We start from the raw sequence: 22667 nt of genomic DNA on the forward strand, positions 1-22667 counted from the left end.
GTTTCTGAATCAATAGACGGCAGAGCGGCTGATGTTTATGAGATATTCATAGATGGCAATTATACAGATATACGAATTGAGGCAAGCGACGTTAATGCTGAACTTACAACAGGTATACTTCCTGACACAGCACCTGAACCGAATGCAACTTCTTCAAATAGCTATTATAATTCATCATTGGCATTGAAAGACGGATATGCAGAAATTCAGGTTAATGTAGGAAATGCTAATATTCCAAGTTCGTTCAATAACATATCATATGTAAGAATTTATAAGAAGGACGATAATAATAATCTTGACTATATCGACTTAACATATGAAGACGCTAAGGGCGATGAAATTGTTGTCAGAGCCGAAAAGGTTGACGATGATACATATGCTGCAATAGTAGATGAAAATGTTTCATTGACAGACATTAAGGCAAAGGCAGAATCTAATTCGGCTAAGGTACAGATTGAACCGAATACAACATACAAGACATCGTATGATGAATATAAGGAATATCAGTTAACAAGCGATGAACAGAATGTCAATATCAATGTAAAACCTTCATCAGGTACAAATGATAAGACATATACTTTGACAATATACAGAGCAAATACAAGTCTTGAATCAGTTAAGGTAGACGGCACTGAGGAAATCGGTAATGTTAAGAAAGAAGTAATTAACGGTTCAACGGCTGATGTATATGAAGCAACTGTTACAACGGATAAGGCAGACTTATATGTTAAGGCAGTCAGCGACAGCGCTCTTGTAAATGTTTCAGCAAATGGAACAAAAGCAGAAGACACCGCAAGCAATATATGGACAATAAGCGGATACGAGATTAATGATGACAGTGTATTATTGACAATTTCAATCAGACCATCAAGTAAGATAAGTGTCGATAGAAAGGCATACTTGAGAATCAGCGGAATTAACGATAAGACAGACATTGACGTAATCGCTAAGTACATAGATGCAGACGGCATTGAACAAACAATAAACGCTGATACAACATATCTTGTATCAGATAAGGAATTCATAGTAAGAGTTCCTTACGGTATCAATAAGTTAACCGAACTTACTGCGTCAACAACAAAGGATAATGCTCTTGCAGGAGTATATATCAGTACTGACAGTGCATTGACAAATGTTCCGTATGAAAAGAAGACATATACTGAAAAGAATGTAGCTCTTACAGACGGAGTAGTATCTACAAGATACGCATATGTCATTGCGACAGACGAAGTAAACCGTGAAAAGTACACAATTATAATTGTTCCTCAAATCAATCTTGATTTGACAGCTTATACAGAGTGGAACGGTTCAACGGGTGATAAGGCAACTAAACTTGTTGATGAAAACGGAAACGTAACACATAATGCTTTGGTAAGCCGTGCAGATAATACTAATATCGGACTTATCCCTGATGATAACAGAGTCAATGTAAGTTATACTTATAACGACGCAACTTTGAATCAGAGATACGGTACTGTACAAGTACCTAACCTTGAAGAAGGCAAGTCGCTTGATATTCCTGTAAAGGTTGTATATTATGCAGGTCAGCATTATGAACAGGTTTCTGAATCAACGTTGAGAATCTTTATTAAGAATACAGTTGTTGATCTTGAAAGCGTCATTGCAGAATACGTTGACACTAACGGTACAACACAAACTGTAATCGCAGTTCCTAATAAGGATGACGACGGTAATATCACAGGATATACAGCGTATGTTCCTGAAGATCTTGAAAAGGTAGATTTAACAGCTAAGACTGTTGAAACACTTGCAAATGTTCAGATAAGTGATATTAAGGATAACGATAAGTATACAGTAAACAAGTATACATGGACAGGCTTTAAACTTACAGCGGATACAACTTCAACAAATATATTTGTTAAGGCAACAGATAACAAGACGGAAAAGGCCTATAACCTTGATGTTATAAAGACAAACCTAATTCCTGAAGTTACAATGTATCCTGCAACAGTAGATAATTATAACAATGGCTATAAAGCAACATATGATTCTGCAACAGGTAAGTTTACAGCAAGAGTTGCTCCTGGTACTCCTGGTCAAATCAAGATTGACAAGGACGGCTATTATGTAAGATACGGTTATATACCAAATGACGGAAGTGAAACTTATGCTAATAAAGCTAAGTTGTATGCTGATAATGATGAACATATCACATGGTCACAATGGTATGACGGTACAACATTAAAGGATAATACTCTTCCAATGGCAGACCTTGTAACAGGCGATAATGCAGTAACACTTATCAAAGTACAAGTGGGAATGAGAGCAACAGACGATGTAACCGGAACAGATATTGGTGACGGTAACTATGTAGGCACAAGCAAGATTTACAACTTATTTGTATCACAGATGTATAAGGATGAAGACAATTTGACAATATTCCTTGATAATGATACAAAGGTTAACAAGGAAAACAGTAAGGCAGAAACAGACGAAAACGGTCAGACAGTTTATGTATATGAATACGGAATTGATAAGACTGAAACAAGAGAAAATGTTACAATGTTTGTCGAAGCACTTACAAACAACAATTTGACGAAACCGAATACAAGTTACTCAGCAACAGGAACAACATCAACTCCTGACCAATCAGGTAAATTCAGTTACAATATTAAGATCAGTGGCGGATACAGAAGTGACAGCGTAGACGTAAAGATTAATCCATATACCGAAGGTACGGAAACAGTACCTACAATAGTTGATATTGTTTCAACATCTGAGGCAGGTACGGAAGTACATTACAGAATTAAGATTTACAGAAAGTCAAGCGACGCTTCTATTGAAAAGTTAATCGTACCTGGCAGTGATGAAAATGTCGGTGATGTAGACTTGACAAAGGCAACAGATGTAAACGGTGTAGCTCACTATGCAGTAACCGTTTCGACTAAGTATCTTGAAGAAGATGAAGACGGTAATGTCCTTGTTCCTGTTTATATCAGAGCGACAAATAACAAAGCTGTTATTAACGTAACTAAGGTAGACGACAGTTATGTTCACGAAACAGTGACTGACGATACATCTTACATCTTGGTACCGATTAATGTAATTAATAAAAAGGCACAAGTAAGCTTTACAATAACAGCTGAAGATAATTCAGCAACTACAAGTCATGTGGTTGATATAACAACTGTTTCGGCAGATTCAGATATTGACTTGATTATGATTGCTACAATGAATACTCAGAGTATGGCAGAAGAAGAGTTCGATAAGAACTATATTGATGCTAACGGACATGAGGTAATTGTATATAAGGGTTACTTGTCATCAGATGATGTAGGAAAGAAGAGCAGCGCCGTAACGCTTTCAATTGCTGCATCAGAAATTACAACTCGAATTGTAATGGATAAGAAACACACTATTGTTCGTGTAGGCAACGGCAAAGAAAACGAAGTTTATAATGATAATCAGCAATATCAATATGTTTACGGTAATGGTAATGCACATTATAAGTATACAAACAAGATTCAGGAAATGGATAAAGATGAGTATACATTTATGAACTTTGAAACGATTGCCGAAGACGGAGTAACTAAGAAGTATTATGAAGTTAGACTTTATCCAATGGATAAGGATAATATGAACCTTGAAACTAAGCAGTATCCGACATCTGACGGCGATGAAGAAACACTCGTATCGTTGTGGGCAGGTGAAGTCGGAACAATCGAAACAATGGAAAGACCTAATACAAGAGAACTTTCTGCTGAAGAGATGAAGAGTCATGGTTATACAGATACTTCAATACCGACATATATCGCTTATATCGGCAATGATGTAACAGCTGTTGAAGTTAAGGGACGTACAGAACATGATTATGCAAGCATTAAGATTCATAATGCTGCTAAGTACGACATTAAGCAACAGGTTACAACAGTTACAGGTCTAAGAAAGGGTCAAAATGTAACAATCAACATCTATGTAAGATCACAGAATATGCAGAATACTGTAAACAGCTCCGCAGTCGGAACAGGTAAACAGTATCGTCTATTGCTTGAACGTGTTTCAAACGACAGAACATTGCATTTGGCAGAAGTAGCGCCTAAGGACATCATAGATGAAGATAATATCAATGAAGAACATTCTTATCAGACTGCAACAATATCACATGAACGTGAAGAAATTACAGCTGAGATTAACTATGGTGCAACTATCGTACCAATGAGATTTGAGGCTACAATTTCAGACGCAATCGTTACAGTAACAGGTGATATGCAGACGGGTGAAGAAGTAGCAGACAGTGATGAAAAGACTGTATCAGGTAAACATTCAGTTGTTGCTAAGCTAAACTTCATATCAGACAGTCAATCATATATAGTAAGCGTTGCAAACCAAGCAAATGACCCATATCCAAAGGTTTATACATTGACTTTGACAAGAAAGAACAATGACCTTGCGTTAGAGGATATATTTGTTCAAGGTAACCAAGCTACATATGTTGGATTGGAAAATAACATTCCGGTTTACGAATCAGAAATCTTATACGATGTACAAGATGTTTCAATTCAAGCTGTAACAAAAGATAAGAGTGCATATGTTGATGCTGTTACAGACGTTAAGGAAGAAAACGAAAGTTACACATTTACTCAACATATTTCAGAAAATCCAAGCTTTGCAACAGAAGGTAAAGTTCTTGTTACAAAACCTTACGAATATATGATTTATGTGGGTTCTTCAAACTTTGTAAGCGGACTTCCTGACCAGATTACTCCTGTAATCTTGCGACTAATCCGTAAAGACGGCGGCGACATAACTTCTGACTTGTCAGTTGTAATGCGTGTCAGCCATATTGAAAATGAATCGGGTAGATTGGCAACACCTTCAAGTATAGGTGCGAGCCTTGCAGATCCTGCGTCATATGAAGTATTGATTAACCAAAATGCAACAACTGCATATATCAATGTAACCAATAACCATAAGACTACGGAATTAACCGCATATTATCCGATTGAATATACTACTGATGAAGACGGAAATAATATATTAGTTACAGACGAAGATCATCATGTTGGCGGTCCAAATGCACTAAGAATGAGATTCTCTGTTCCGATGAATAATCAGCCGTATATTACAGTAAGAGTTCGTGCGAAAGACGGTAAGGGTAATATCAAGGAATACAACTTGAATATCAGACGTGAATCTAACGATGCGGCTCTTGAATACGGAAAGACAGTCGATATTAAGGATTACACAGATAAGAAGACATTATCTGATGTATCTGCAGTTTCAAACGGACAAGAAAAAGATACTCTTAACGGCATAGCAGGTATGTTTAATACATATGTAATCAATATGCCTGAGGGATCGGCAACTTCTAAGTTTGAACTAAAAGCAAGAAGCATTTATGCAACTATTGAAATGTATGACGAAACAAAGGGTGAATTTGTTGCAAACAGTGACGATGTTAAATATCTAAAGACAACTAACAGATTGACAGTTGTAAATGACAGAGAAAAGCATCTATACTTCAGAATTGTACCGGCGAGCGTTTCTTATAACCCTGAAAATGATAAGAACAGTCAATACAATGATAAAGACGGTTGTACATATTACAGACTTGATATAATCAATACTCCGGTCGGTACGGGCGTAGACAAGATTTATGTTCAGTACACATATGAAAACGGAGTTGATAACGGTCAACTTGCAAGTACAGACGGACATACAGGCTTTATTGCCACAGTTCCGATGAACTTGACAATGACGGATATTAAGATTGTACCAAAGAGTGCAGAGTCATCTATCATAGTAGACGGATATTCGGACGGTTCAACACCGGGTGCGGTAGTTCTAAAGAATGTTCCGTTACCTGATAACACAACAATTATCAACTTTATTGTTAAGTCAGTAAATAATATCGAAAACCCATACACATTGAGAATTTTGAAACTTGACGAGGCAGATTATGGTATGTTAGTTAAGGTTCAAAGTACAATAGATGCAAATTGGGATGACGATAGAGAAATGTATATAGCAGAAAGCGAACTTCCGACATACCAGACAGAGTCAAGCGTAACAGCTATATTCACAAATGTTAATAATACAGAATACTATGCGGTTGTAGGAGCAGAGAGTGAACAGAATCCGAGAGTGAAGATAAGTAGCTTGTCGAATACTGTTACAAATTCACATATCGCACTTCAAGGTGCAACAACATATGTGCCAATCTCAATCTATGCAACAGCAACAGCTGATAAACCTGATAAGACATATACTGTACTTATTAATAAGTCAGCTATAGATAACATTCTTGATTATCTAACGGTTGAAAGACGTGCTCCTGATGAAGATAACACTATTGGCAGTGACAGAGTATTTGAATCTCATGTATACAATGACACGGCAACGGCGAATGTATATATCAAGGCTATTGACCCGATGGCATCAATAGAAATGGTAAGATTAAATAATACATCTGCACAGGATCAACAGTGGAGAAGTATGTCATCCGGTGCATTAAATGCCGGTGTAACACAGTTGAAGGAAGGCAAGAACGAATTTATGTTCATAATTCGTCCTGCAAATACAAGTATTTACGGTGCATATTACTTGAATATTAATTATACGGCAGTTGATATGTCACTTGACAGACTTGAAGTAAGACCTGACGCTATTGCAGAAGATCCTATTGAATTCAAGGGTAAAGACTTTAAACCGAATGTATTCGATTATGAGATTAACATTGATAACTCAAAAGACCAGTACATCTTTGTTGCAGATGCACAAGAAGCACTGAAATCTGTAAAAGAAAAAGGCATTAGTGAAACACTTAAGATTTATATCGGTAGTGATTACAATGACATATATGATTTACAGGCTAAGAGTACTCCTGTTACTGATGGCGGAGAAAACCCTGTAACAAGAGCATACACGCCGTCAGAACTTGAACTTGATGAATACGGCTATGCTGAAGTTCCGGTAACTCTTGTACTTGGAGATTACACAAAGCAGTATACAATTATGGTTCATCACAGATCGAACGATGCAGACTTAAGCCATACTACATTAGGTTTGGGTGTTACAGGTTACGAAATGAATCCTAAGTATAATTATGATACTGAAGATTATGAAGTAACTGTAGGAGCAAATGTTGAACAGGTAGATATTTATGCTTATGCAAATCATGTTCATAAGAATTCAAGTACATTGATTACTGTACTTAAAGAAGTCGGAGGACATGAGAATATTGCCGGAGCGGCATTGAATTCTATTGTAACAGCCGTTAAACTTACAACAGGTATTAATAAGTTTATCGTAAGAGTAGAGAGTGAAGACGCTACTCAAACAAGAGATTACAGAATTAAGATTAATCGTAACCAACGTGAACTTAACCTTGAAACACTAATTGTTGACGGAATAAGAGCACAACGTTACGGAAATGAATATCTCGCATATGTTGATTACGATACAGAGCCGGTAGTCAAGGCACAGTCAGACGATCCGTCATACGTAACAACAAGCATAATAAACTCAGCCGGTTTACAGCTTGGTTCAGTAAGTACATCTACTGATATGGCAACAGCCAAAAGTGGTACAAATGACCATAACAGTAGTGATAACACAAGCATATTGACAATCAGATTGACTGATAACAGTGATTTAACTCATACTCAGGATTACAAATTGACAATAATTCCGGCAGGAACACCTGATATTCTAAGAGTTATGCTTGGAACACCGGAAGGCTCGTTTGAAACAAGCAATGAACTTGGTTATGCAATGCCGGTGACAGCTAAGTGGGATGCTGATTATGTAAAGGCAGACGGTACAAAGGGTGCATACGTTGCTAAGATGCCGTCGTATGTAAATGAGGCAACTGTCAGAGTTATAACAGTAAGCGTAGGAAAACTTGTAAAGATTGGTAGCTTTGCAACTCAGAACTATGACTACTATGACACTACAGGAAAGCAATTTACATCAAAAGATAAGGTATCAATTCCACAAGAAATTAATATCGGAGTAACTGAATATAAAGAAGTTGCCGATGTTGAAAATCTTGTATATAGAAACTACACACTTGTTGTAGAAACTATGAGCAATGATGCAGACCTTATCAACGCAGACTTTACATTGCCTACAGACGCTGATATTCATAGAGATTTCACGGATTATCTACCTGAGCAGCTTGATTATACTTACACAGTAAGTAACGCAGATACTTATATTACATTTAAGCATTTGAGAATGAGCGAAAATGCAACAGGTACATATATCCAGAACTCAATGAACTATTCAAGTAGCGGAATATTTGAAGAAAATGAAGAAGTTAAGTTTATGCTTAAGGAAGGTATAAATGACATTAAGCTAAATGTAACTTCAGAAGATGGTACTGTTACAAAGACTTACACATTCAGCATAACAAGAATTGCAAATGATGATTATGCTAAGCTAAACGATATTATAATTCAAATCGGTGATAAATATTATGATACAGTTTCAGTTCCGGTTGAGGATAATACATCTGATAAGTTTACTTACCACTTTACAATTCCTCAGGAAATTGATGAATCTGATACGCCGATTAAAATAACGGCGGTACCGTTTGACGATGGATTCGATTATGAAATCGTTAACCGTGTAAGTTTGAATGACAATCAGTCTTCAAATCAGGTAAGCAGCCGTCAGGTTGTTTACGGAACAAAGCTTACAGAGGGTGACAGACTAAGAGTTATATTCAATGTTTATAACACTAATAAGACAACATCAGAATATGCTATTGAATTGTTTAAGGATTCATATATTAATCTTGATCCTGAAATGGCTTACTTGACTAATATAATGAGAGCCGACACAGGCAAGCCGCTTACAAGAGTATTTGTAAATAATCAATACGATTATAACTACTATGACTCTGTAGACGAAGATACAATGGAAGTTAAGCTATCATTGTCGAAGAACCTTGGCGCACAGAACTGCGACGTATATCTTCTTGAAACTTATGTTGATTCAAATAACAATAAGGTTGAAAAGAAGACGCTAGTAAGCAATATGCTTGAATATCCGATGATTCTTCAAAAGGGTGATAACACAGTTGTATTTGAAGTAAGCGAATCTAACGGTGCCGGTAAGGTACAGAATGCAAGATACTATTCAGTAACTATCAACAGAGCAGCGGGTCCGGATAATGTAGTAGTAAGAGATACAACTTCTACTATGATGGAACTTAGCCATAATGCAGAACTTTCAAATATCAATTCTGAAAACTATGCACTATTGACAGCGATGTTTGATAAGGACGTTCATGAATACTTCCTTGCAATCCCTTACGATGAAGATAAGCTTTCATTGATAGTTGAGGCAGCAGATGAACATTCTGATCTAAGAATCAGAAAAGAAGGCGGCGAAGTGTTGTATTATAACCTTGGCTCAACAGCAGAACTAAATGATATGCCACTTCATTACGGTTCAAACAAGGTTATTATAACAGTAACTGCCGAAGATAATATTACAAAGGAAACTTACATAATTGATGCACACCGTGCAACACCTGAACATACCGGCGACATAATTCATATGGATTATACAGAAGGTTCAAATGTTACTCCGCTATTCAATGCGAAGTTGACAAACTACTATATCTCATATGATTATGATGTAGATACTGTATCGTTCACTCCGAGTCTAAGACCTGAAGAGGTTGAAGATCCGACAGGAATACATGGTAAGTCATATATCTGTGTAAGTAATAATGCAACAAATAATGGTTCTGTGAAAGTAGAGAGCGGACAAACTTATACAATGACCAATGTTCCTTACGGCGATACTGAATTGTTGTTCAAGGTTGTAACCTTTAACGGAACAGAAAAGCATTATGTTGTAACTGTAAACAGAGCATACAATAAGGATAGACCTTATATTGAATTGCCGATAGAGATTTACAGCTCATCAACCGGAGCGGAAGAATCGAGATATACATTATCAAGTGACTTCTATCATTCTGAACACGCATATTATCTGAATGTACCTAACGATACATCAGAGGTATGGGTAAAGGCAACTGTAGGTTCTGAAGAAGATACTGCAAGACAGCATGACAGCGTTAAACTTAATAATGCTACTCTTGTATCGGGTAATGTCACAGGCGTTAAACTATATGAGGGTGATAACGTTCTTGTATTCGCTGTGGATAATACACTTGGAACTAAGGAAAGATACACAGTAGTAATTAACAAGGGCGAAGATAAAGCTAAAGCTCAGTATGACGGTGATATGAAACTTGACGGCTTAAAGTTAACAGAATCTAATGAAGAATTACCTATAATTCCTGAATTCAGAAGTGATCAATACTCTTACACAGTTGTTGTTGATAAAGATACAGAAGAAATCAATATGATTCCGTATTTCGATGAAACAACAAATATGTATGTGACAATCAACAATATGCCGATTACAAGCAGCGGAGAAAAACTTTCAGATGCTGAAAAAGCATATATGGGAGATAATCACCTTGGTATTACAAAATTGAAACATGGTGCAAATTACTTTGATATAGTTCTTACATCAGAAATTGATTTTGTAAAGAGTAACGGTGATACAGGTGTTAAGGCATCTCAGACAACAGTACATTATGTTGTAAATGTTGTAAGACCTAACGATACAATCGCCGAACTTGATTATCTTGCAGTTGATAAGGGTAGCATGGCTCCTGTGTTTGATCCGTCGATACATAACTATTATGTAACAGTGCCGTTCGATGTTGATACTATTACCGTTGATACAGAAGAATTGCTTACACACTTTGTTGAAGAAACAAAGGATTATGTTCCGGTTGTTGCAACTGTGTCATCAACATCTCACGTTGTAAATAACCACGATGGAACATTTGATGTTACATCACCGGCAGGACAAGATTCGACAGTAATCTTTATGGTATATCCGTCTAAGGAAACAAATTATCCTACAAGCGTATACTCATTGACAATTAACAGACGTACTCATGATACGATTAAATCTGTTGATTTGAAAGACTTGACAGTAACAGCCGGAGGTAAGAATGTAGAATTTACAACAGACTTTACAGCTCGTGACGTGAACTACTATGCTTACGTTGATAGCAATGCAGATGAAGTTGTAATAAATGCAACTCCGGAATATGACGGAACAAATGTCAATGTACACGGTGGCAACACGGTGGCAATCTCTAAACCGGTAACAACGGTTATTGTAGAAACAGGAAATGATTCTAAGGCAAAACAGAGATATTCAGTGACAATAATCCGTAAGTCAACCACAGCACTTACTGATTTAATCGTAAACGGTGATACAGTTGATATAACAGACGGATACTCATCTACTGTTGTAAATACTGATGCGGTTAATAATCTACCATTTGATTTGACAGCAAACGATCCAGATGCGGTTATAAGAGTAAACGGCAGAAGAGTTATGGATGGCAACATAACAGAACTTATCAGTACAGACAGAGAAAAGTACACGATAAGAGTAACAGCTGATGACAGAAACAGTTATGTTTACACATTGTTCGTCAATGCTGATAAGCGATCAGATCACTTTGAACCGTTCTTGAAAGACATTATTGTCAAAGACGGAAACGGTACAATGGGTACATTTGATAAGTCAGTGACAGGCAATGTACATAAGTACAATGTCATGGTTGATACATCAGATATAGAATTGTTTGCATATCCGTTGAATGATGATAATGCTTATATTGAAATATTTGATGTTTATGGTGGTAATGATGTTGTCAGAAGTGAATATCTTGACAACTATACAGTAACTACACAGTTTAGTGACTACATTAAGGCACAACTTGATGATACAGATAAGGGAGTATTCAAGTTCAGAGTAACAGAATACGCCGAAAGTGGATTTGAAAATGTTTCGGAATACATTGTTAATATTTATAAGACAGATGTTCCGATTTTGACGAATCTACGAGTTGAACCATCACCTGATGCAGTAATGTCAGAAACATTTAACGGTACAAATTACGGTGATTACCACGTTTATATCGGTAAATCGGTTGAAGAATTCGATGTAATTGCAGAATCTTACCAGAACGTTGGAATTCAAATAGGTAAGGTATTGCCAGACGGTTCGGTCGATTATAATGATCCGGCTGTAGACGGTGCTTACAGAAAGACTATTGATACACCGCTTGATGAAGATAACTTTACAGTATTGGTTAAGATAACTTATGACAAGATTCTTCCGGGCGGCGACAGCGAAGAGAGAAGTGCGGTATATACTCTAAAAGTTATAAGAGCTCCTTATGATAAGAGTAACGCATATCTTGCAGATTTGGCAGTTATAGAAGAGGATGAACCGAATAACGGTAAATATGAACTTGATAAGAATTATAACAAACTTATCAGATTGTATGAGACAGTAATTGATTATACAGATAACAGCGTTTCACTTGTTATAAAGAAAGAATATGAAAACGATACTGTTCTTGCACAGTTGGGAACAGAAAATCAAGTTGAAATGTTCACAGATATAGCTCAAGAATTTATTCTTCCTATATCGTTTATGGAAGATGATGACGCTACTGCAAATATCGACTTTACTGTTATCAGCCCAGAGGCAGACGATGTTGGATATTACAGAGTGGTAGTAAGAAGAAGTGAAAGAGCACAGAGTAAGATTCGTCTTGACAATCTTGTTCTTGACGATGGCGACACTGACTTGTACGACTACGATACATCTTCAACAGTAATTGATCCGTTCGATTCAGAAACATTCAAGTATTCGGCAATCGTTCAGGCAGGTCAGGAAAGCATAAATATTCTTGCAGCTTCAAGAGAACCGGCAGATACGGTTATCATAACACATAACGGTGTATCAACAGAAAATGTTGATAATGTTCCGAATGATTATGATTTGAGTACAACGTCAAATGAAGATATATTCTTCATAACAGTTTACTCATCACTTGATGAAACGGAAAAGACAACATATGTACTTAAGGTGATTCAACAGAATACAGCATTCTTGACAAACCTTGAGGTAACTGACGATAATCCTGATGATGAATATTATGAACTTGATCCTGAATTTGAACAGAATACAATTTCGTATACTGTAAAAGTTCCGGTTCTTGCACAAGAAATTGAATTTACCGCAACGGCAGATACAACAGACAGTGCAGAAACAACTATCGCAGTTAAGTTGGATAATGTCGAAATCGACAGACAAGTTACAGATCAACTTGTTACAGTAGCAAGACTTGACCTTTCAAAGACTGTATATAACTTTGAATTCATTATTACAAATGATGTCGGAGGAGCAGGACGTTATAAGGTTAAGGTTATAAGAGATCATGATAAACTTGTTTCGGAATTACAAACAACTATCAGAGGTAACGTTAATACAGTTGCTGACGGTGACAATGTTGCCACAGTAAGCTTGTATAAAGTCCCTAATGCACAACAATATGATGTGATTACAGATCCTGATAGTGCACTTGTAGAAAAAGTTGTAACAGGAGCTGACGGTGAGTTTGAATTCTCGCAAGAAACAATTACTGCGGCAGGCGTAGGCGTATACAGTATCACGGTAAGACGTGCAGGCTACTTAACATATTACTTATCTGAAATTGATGTTCAAGAATCGTATGCTAGAGCAATGTATGATTTCGGACGAATTGATTTGATACCTGGTGATATAGTTACAACGGGTGACAGCCACGATATTATTGATGAAAAAGACCTTGAATACTTTAAGTCAATGTTGGCTGGTACAGAATATACAATGGACGAAATCTTCGGAGATTATGCAGACTTGTATCCGGATGCTTTGGCAGCGGGAGCTGTAACAACTGATGATAAGAATGATACAAAGGCTGAAGTTCCGACGGATGATAAGACAGACGATAGTACAACAAAGGACGATACAACAGTCGATACGCCAACAGGTGATAAGACGGACGACAGCACAACAAAGGATGATACAACAGTCGATACGCCAACAGGTGATAAGACAGACGACAGTACAACAAAGGACGATACAACAGTCGATACACCGACGGGTGATAAGACAGACGACAGTACAATAAAGGATGATACAACAGTCGATACACCGACGGGTGATAAGACGGACGACAGTACAACAAAGGATGATACAACAGGCGACAGCACAACAAAGGATGATACAACAGTCGATACGCCAACAGGTGATAAGACAGACGACAGCACAACAAAGGATGACACAACTGTTAATGTACCGACAGATTCGTCAGATGATAAAGTATCTGACAGTAATACATCAAGTGGTACATCAGACAACGGTTCACCAAACAGTGGCTCGTCAAGCAGTACATCTGATAGTGGCTCATCAGACAGCAGTGCATCAAGCGGTACATCAGACAGCAGTTCGTCAGACAGTAGCTCGTCAAGCGGTACATCGGACAGCGGCTCATCAGATAGCGACTCGTCAAGCAACAGTTATTCAGGTGAGGGCTTGAAAACAGCGGTAATGGGTGTTTATGATGAAGTTACAGAAGAAGTAACTGAAACAGAAACTCCGGTTGCCGAAGAGGAGAACGTTAAGGAAGACCATATGGCAATAACTACAGACGCCGAGATAACAATCGTTGAAGACGAAGTTATTGTTGATGATATTGAAGATGCAGACAGTGAATTAAACACTGACAGCACAACTACTCCAAACGTAACTCCTGCACAAGCTATGGTTGATAAGAAGATATGTGACTTTAACGGTGACGATAAGTACAACGCTAAAGACAGGCTATATATCACAACTCATAGAACTATAAAAGCTCCAAATCTTAATAACAGAACAGACAGCAGCAGAATTCTTATCAGTGCATATACTGAATAATAAAGACAACGTACCCCAAATGGGTACGTTGTTTTTTATATTAATATAAGAAACAAAATTCGACCAAATAGGATTTTCTTTGACACGGAAATGTAGCATAGTTGTCATATTTGGTTAACTTGACAATTAGGGGGGGTTGTAGTATATTAGATATATATGGATACAATTAAAAGAATGTACACAGTTGATTCCATAAAATGTAAAATAAGTGTATTAAATATACCCGGAGGGGAGGGGTTATATGCGACAAAGTGCTGCAATAAAGAAAGTTGTGGCGGTATGGACACTAATATGTATGATGTTGCCGTCGTTTGTTTTTACTGTGTCAGCGGAAAAAGAAAATATAAGTCTTGCAAATGTTGTTACAGAAGAGAGTAAACTTGTTTTTGACGGCTTTACTTTGCAGTATGGTACAAATGGAAAAATTCAAGCATTAGTAGATGTCAGTATCGAAAATGTTGATGCTACCGGTGTGGATTTTACCTTGGATTATGATAGCAAGTATATAGTTCCGTCCAACTTTGATACTAATGATATAGCGACTGATGTAACGAATACTTTTAAAGCTAATACAGAAGTATTTACAAGTGAGGCTTATTTGACAAAAGAATATTCGGAGCTGACGAGCAGTTCGATAAAAATAAACCTTGTTCCGGACCCACAAACTCCTAACGGTGAATATATTGGAGAGAAACAGATAGGTTCACCAAAAACGGAAGATGTAAAATGTATTTTAGCATCTGACAGGAAAGTTTCACTGGGAAAGATGAGTTTCCAAATCGTAGATCCTGTTCAAGTATGTAATATGACTCAAAGTCAACTTAATAGTATTTTAAGTATAGAAGATGATAGTGCGTATATTATGTATGTCGGAGATGACCATATTGAATACTTTGTAGACGTACTTCCGGCAGAATGGAAAGTTGTCAGAACACTTCTTGATGTAACTCCGGCAGTTGAAGAACGAACAGTTACTGCGTACTCTATTTATAATAGATGCTCGGATACGACAAAAGCGGGTACATTGGCGGATTTGGTTGCATATTTGAACCAAACAATGAATACCGTTGTTCAGAGATATTCCGACGGACAGCAAGTGCTGGGCAATATGATATGGAACTCAGAAGATGAAACTTTTACAGTTCAATATAGCAATGGAACAGAATATAATCCTTTGGGTAATGTGACTTATACTGTAAGTCAAAACTATGCAGGTACAGATAAAGTTGTAACGGTAAAAGTTACGGTAAAACCTGTTACGATTACCGGCTTTAAATATGATAATCGTATTTTGTCATACAGTGACAGTAACCGACCGTCAATTTGGGATGATTTAGAAATGCCTGATACTGTAACTCCTGTTTTGGACGGCATTGACGATATGTATGTTCCTCCGACTCAAAATCCTATCCAAACGGATTGGACGCCTGATGATGTTACGGAAGCATTGAAAACGGGTACTGCACCTGTTAGTGAAACATATACAGAAGAATTTGACAAAGCATTGTTCGGAACGCCTGAGCCGGCTTGGCTTACAATCCCTGACGGATTTAATTGGAATATTGATGCGTTGAGAAATGTATTAAAGGGAAATGATTATCTCAAGGATGCAACAATAACTGCGGAAGTTGAAAGAGAAACGGGTATCTTAGATATAACGGTCATTCCTAAAGACGGAGCAGCTTTTGAAGACGGAACAAACTTTAATATATACCTGCCAAACGGAATGGTATTAAAAAGTACGGATAACAATGATTTTGTAACGGTTAGTATTGTGAACGGACAGGCAGTTATTAAAATTAATGCGATGTCTGACAGTGCAACGAGTATGACGAATACAGACCGTGAATTGATACAAAGTATCATAAACTTGGGTAATGATAATTTTAAATTGTCAGCAATTCCGCCGGATGATGCAGAAACTGCGCAAGTAGGGTTTGTATTTAATCCGAGAGTTAATTATTATCTTGGTGAAAACGGAAATAACTATGTTGAAAAAGACTATTCAGAGGGGAGAGCGGGGATGTTCCCTGTATACGAGGGACAAAGCCTTGCGGATATAGCAACATATATATCATTCCCTGATAGAAGTACAATTCCTATTGCATATCATGGACAGATCGGTTATCAACCGTCTGAATATGACAGTGCAAAGGTTGTAAGTTGGAGCATAGAAGGTGATCCGACGGCTACTGTGTTGCCGACAGAGGGAACAACAGTAACGCTTATCGGTAAACTTGAAGATTACTCATATACAAATTTCGGATATGTACAAAATCCGGACGATATTTACTTAAAAATAAAGGTGACAACACTGGCAATTCAGCCTACGGTAAAACCTACTGAATCGCCGAACCCGAGCGAGTCGCCAAATCCGAGTGAATCGCCGAACCCGAGTGAATCACCGAACCCAAGCGAGTCGCCAAATCCGAGTGAGTCGCCGGCACCGAGTACATCTCCGACTCCAGAACCGGAAAAAGAGGCAATAAAGATTACTACTGATGTAGGAAGTGCGGACAGTCCGGTAGAAGTTGTGCTTAACAGTAAAACGTTTGAGTACGATACAAAGAAAGTGGGTTATTCAACTGCCGATGTACAAAGACAAATGTACACGCTTGAGAATGTCGGTATAGATAATATAACCGGTCTGACAATGAGAATTTCCGATTTCGTTCAGACTGATGGAACAACGGCTACAGACAGTAGTCCTACAAGTTTTGTAAATAGCATACCATTGTATGTTACTTTCTTGAATGTTGGCGACAAAACGCAGTTTGAAATTCGTACAAAGCATGGCTTGGCGGTCGGAACATATTCGGCGAGAGTCAGCGTAGGCTCAAATAAAAATGCTGAATTGGCATATTTCAATATAACCTTTAAGGTAACGGAAAATGAAGTGTATACCGTAACTGTTGACAACGGCGACAGCGTACAACAATCTATCGGATTGGGATATTTGATGGACGAAACAAGCAACAGGATATGTTCAAGAACATATGAAGTAGGCGAAATTGTTCCGATATATGTTCAGATTTTGGATTCCGGATACACATTCGATAAGTGGGAAACTGATGATGGTATAACGTTCGCAAACGCATCTCAAATGTCAACGACATTTACGATGATAGCGCAAAATGTAACGGTAAGACCGACTTATCGTGAAACAAATGACGTGTGGGTTCGTTTGGCGGACTTGAGGGATTATAATGAAAATGAAACAATGCCAAACGATTTAAGAGATTCACTTCCACCTTATGCGGCGACAACATTTAACGAAACAACATACGCATACAGAGTAATTGTAGACGGCTCTGTAGAAAAGAATTTCGTTGAATTCGACTTGAAGAATAAACTGTTGGGATTAACTCCGTCTATGACGGTGACAGCAACAGCAAATGGAAATGCTTTAGCGATAGCGCCTCAAGTTGATTCTACATCAACGAGTGTTACGACATATAAATCCGACTTGTTTGATCTTCAAGAAGGACTTAATACAGTCAAAATTAAGACAGAATATACAGACCCGAATGACGGACAAAATTATTCGGCTGAATACACGATTACAATACTCAGAAAAAAAGCGGTTGATGTTGATATAAAACCGGGTAATTCACCTTACGGTTTAATCGAATCGTCCGACAATATAACGGATAAGTCAACGGCAAAAGATTTGTTCTCGAAAAATCATACATATGATGCGGCATATACACCGAACAAAGCGGTAAATACATATGATACAAAATATTATACAGATGCATGGGACGGCGTGAATTACGATGAAAATCCTTATACGCTGTTTGTATACAACGGACAAACGTTTGTTGATCCGGGTTTTAAAAATCTGAAAGATATGGACGGAAATACAGTTTCGGCGGAAAATGTAACTCGTACAATAGAAGTTCAAACTGTCAATGTTCCGACAAATGTAACAGATATAATGACAACAACATCGCAAACGGTCACTGTGGCAAATACAGGGGCAAGTTGTGTTATAAGTGAGTTGGCAAGTCTTAATATAAGACCGGGAGTGTATACGTTAAAATATACATTTACCGATACTGATAATACAACACGATTGTTTACAAGACCTGTAGTGGTTCTTGCGAATAAAGGTGATATTAACCTTGACAGAACTGTTGATTCAAATGACGCGGATATGCTTTATCAAAGAATGAATAACGGTTTCTATACCGATATAATAAATTCTGCTGATGAATGGGCAAAAATCTACGCATACAGAGTGGCAGATGTTACCGAAGACAGAAATGTCAACTCGATAGATGCTAACGCACTGTTGAATATAACGCCTACACCGTATTACGAATCACTTCCGACAACGGTTAGTGACAGTATGGCGACATTCGACCCTGATACGGCGGTCAGACAACCGGTTGCGACAGTTCCGCCGGAAAAGGCAACGTTAACGCTTGACTATCTCGGAACTGCGTCAAAACCTTTGGACAAACCTCAAACACCGAACTTGACAGCGGATAATGTCTATGATGTGGATAATGCCGGTTCAGGTATTGTGTGGTTTGGAATAAGTATAAAAAATACGCAGAATTTGAAGTATTTCCTTGACGGATTGTACAGTATGGATTTTGCGATAGATTATGACAGTGAAATATTCACTCCTTGCGATGGCAATATTAGAATCAGTACCGATACGGGCTTTGACCTTGCCGGAACGATTGAAAGTAACAATATCAAGTCAGATGTAACGACGAGTGATGTGGCGTATTGGAAGAATGCGGAATTGTATAAACAATCCTTGCAAAGTGATTTGGATATTGACCAAACAGACAAATATAAAACGGAATTTGTTACAATAAAATCAGTCGACGGTACAAATTTGCGACTGAGTGATTTTATACAGACTGATGGATATGACAGAGTTTATCTGCTTAGAGTGCCGTTCAGACTGAATAAAATGCCGGAGGATGGTTATGTCGGCAAGCCGATAACACTAAACCTTACGGAACAAACATTTGTAATGGGCGCAACCGAAAACGGTGTAACAAATTCAGCGTCATGGGAAGGTGACGTGGATAAAACCACAGAAGTCAATAATGCAAAGAACCATTTTGACGGTGTTGAAATAGTTGATATATTCAATACTGACGGTAAATATAACATAATCGGTACAGTTAAGTGCTGGAATGATACAAAACCGGTTACAGTTGAGATATACAAAGACGGTGAAACGACACCGATGTATACATTTACATCGGCAGATACCGATGATGCCGGCAATAATCTTTACGGCGTACTCACAAAGACGACTAAAAAAGGCGAATGTGAGTGGAATTTTGAGTTGCCTGTATCGAATCAGTTCAGCTACAAAATGGTTGTAAAGAAACAATCGCACCTTACATATCCCGAAATCGAAATAGATAAGACGCAAGTGGATGATAATGCAGATTTGACGCTTGCCGATACTATTGAAATGATTGTTGGTGATATAAACGGCGATGAAATCATCAAATTGCCTGATAGGGCGGAGTTGATGAGATTTTTTAACCGTCAGAAACCGTGGATATTGGATAAAGCACGGTTTGAGGCGGCAGACTTAAATGGTGACGGAGCGGTTAATATGTTTGATCTGACACTTTTGAAACAAAATATGGAGAAAACATATCCGTCTAATATAACTAATGCAAATAATGGAGGTGGTTCCGCTTGATAAAGAGAATAGTAGCAGTTATGTCAGCTCTTGCGTTGGCAGTGGGATTGCTTCCTACGGTGTTAGCCGATGAAGTGACATCGACAAAGCCGGAGATAACTGTTGTTGCAAAACGTATAACAGGTGAAGATAATTATATGGAAATCAGCCTTGAAGTAAACGGCGATTACGAAGATTATTCATCGGTTGGAGCGGTTTTGCAATATGATCCGAGCCTTATAGTTCCGACTACATGGGACGATGAGGCAACAGCGGTGGATATGAGTGAGTCAACCACATGGGCTACAAGGCGAGCGTTGCCGACGCTGGGTAAAGACACATGGACAACTCACACCGCACTGACATATATTGAAAGTAAAACAGATACGGCAACAAATCAGACGACGAAAACTGGTTATTTGTATTTGGGGGCGGAATATCCGGGCGTAGTACCGAATAATACTACAGACCCAAGTGCAACGGCGGATCCGGATGCGACACCAACACCGACAAAGACGCCGACAGTAACACCGACGCCTGACCCAAAGGCAACGCCTGATCCCGACCAACATCAAAATCCGGTTGTTGTAGCGAGATTCACATATGCCGATGAAAATGCGAAAAAGAAGATAGAAGATCAATGGACTTCCGCATGGGATAGTGATTGGACACAGAATAAAGTGCTGACAATCGCGTCTGATGATGTATCTTCCGTATCACCGGCACAGTTCGGCTTTACGATTTATAAAGCGGACTTTTCAATGAAGGGTTATCAGTATGATTATACAGATAGCGTTCTTGAAACGAGTGAGCAAGCGGCGAATAAGGATATTGAAATCGTACTCGGACAAGGAAAGAGTGCGAAAGCGGGCGGACTTAGCCTAAACGATATTTACGTAACAATGTTTTACGATTGGGACGATTCACTTATCGGCACATTGACATGTGGTGTCGGAGAGGACGCGACCGAATCGGTAAATGATTATGTAAAAGAAAAGTTTATTCATCCTGACTTGCAGACGAATACGAATTATTCAAGCAAGGAAAGAACAGATAATTATAGAGGGGAGTATCCTCATGCCGGCCCAAATTCAACCGACCCGACAACTCCGGGCGGAACGGGAACGGTTACGAATGGCTCGGATTATCCACTGACGAATAAACTTGAATATTGCTTTGCAGGTAAAACAATTCATGCAGACGCACCGTATGCAGGTGGTTGGACAAAAGTATCTGCCTCAAATATGTCAGATACATGGACGGCACTTGATAATGCAACCACATTCGACTTAATGCCGGAACTTGGTGCAGACGGTAATCCGGTTGATTCAAGTCAAACAAAACCGGATATGGAATCATTCGATTTTTCCGATGTTACCACAGATGATATAGACGGCGGTACACTGGTAGTAAAAGCCGTATATACACCGGGAACTTTGTTGAATGGAAATGATTCAAGTTATTATTCTGCTATAGGACCAATAACATATGATGCTATTGGTGCGTTGACTAACGGTGTTTATTCAATTAAATTTAATTATAGGAGAATAAATGATAAAGGTTATGGAGTAACTCGTATAAAAGAAGCGAAAATAAGAATGGCTTTGATGCAAGAAGGTGCATCATCTGACACATATATGTCCGTTGATGTTGAGAATTCTGATAATTTTAGGGTTGAAATGATTCCAACAGATGCAGTTAAAACAGTAGGATATAGCTTGTTTGACGTATACAGTGAAAATATTATGACAGGTGTCAGAGCGAGCGTTGATAATGGATTGGGTATTATTTACAATGAAACAAGTGATAATAAAGGATTCATATTTATAGGTAGAATGCGTGGATTTGTAAAATCTGCATACGACCAAAATAATGGCGGTTCATTAAATTGGACGAATAATTCTACTTTGGCTATGATAAAAGAATTGAATTTCAGACCATCAAAAACTGCACAATATACTGCTCGAACTCTTACAGCAGGAAAAAACAAAATTTTGGCTTGTGTAAGTGAAGCAACTGTGGCGAATGGCGGAGATTGTCCGTTGGATTTGACATATTATCAAATTCAATATTACATTATACAGGGTAGTCTTGTAGCAAACAGTGTTGCTCAACCATATTGCGAAGCAAATTATTCATGGTGCGCTCCATCATGATAATTTTTTAATATAAATACAGAGCTAAC

3 protein-coding genes (1 of these 3 cut by a window edge) are annotated in these 22667 nt (G+C 38.0%); all 3 read left to right on the plus strand.

The window, feature by feature from the left end; translation table 11 throughout:
• Positions 1 to 14820 carry the end of an RCC1 domain-containing protein gene (locus LKE05_RS04115; RefSeq protein ID WP_308456014.1) on the plus strand. It extends 73293 nt beyond the left edge of the window, so only the last 14820 of its 88113 coding nucleotides appear in the window; its start codon lies beyond the left edge, outside the window; the stop codon is at positions 14818 to 14820.
• Between the two features lie 241 nt (positions 14821 to 15061).
• Complete coding sequence (locus LKE05_RS04120; RefSeq protein WP_308456015.1) at positions 15062 to 20503, plus strand: dockerin type I domain-containing protein; 5442 nt, start codon at positions 15062 to 15064, stop codon at positions 20501 to 20503.
• On the plus strand, positions 20500 to 22638 hold the full coding sequence (locus tag LKE05_RS04125) for a hypothetical protein (protein WP_308456016.1): 2139 nt from the start codon (positions 20500 to 20502) through the stop codon (positions 22636 to 22638). Before LKE05_RS04120 ends, LKE05_RS04125 begins: the two co-directional genes overlap by 4 nt.
• The last annotated feature ends 29 nt before the right edge of the window (positions 22639 to 22667 follow it).

The sequence above is a fragment of the Hominilimicola fabiformis genome, assembly GCF_020687385.1.
In the GTDB taxonomy this organism is placed as follows: domain Bacteria; phylum Bacillota; class Clostridia; order UBA1381; family UBA1381; genus Hominilimicola; species Hominilimicola fabiformis.

Coding starts and splice junctions, on each gene's coding strand:
- LKE05_RS04120 (WP_308456015.1), top strand. CDS start 15,062: ATGCGACAAAGTGCTGCAATAAAGAAAGTTGTGGCGGTATGGACACTA.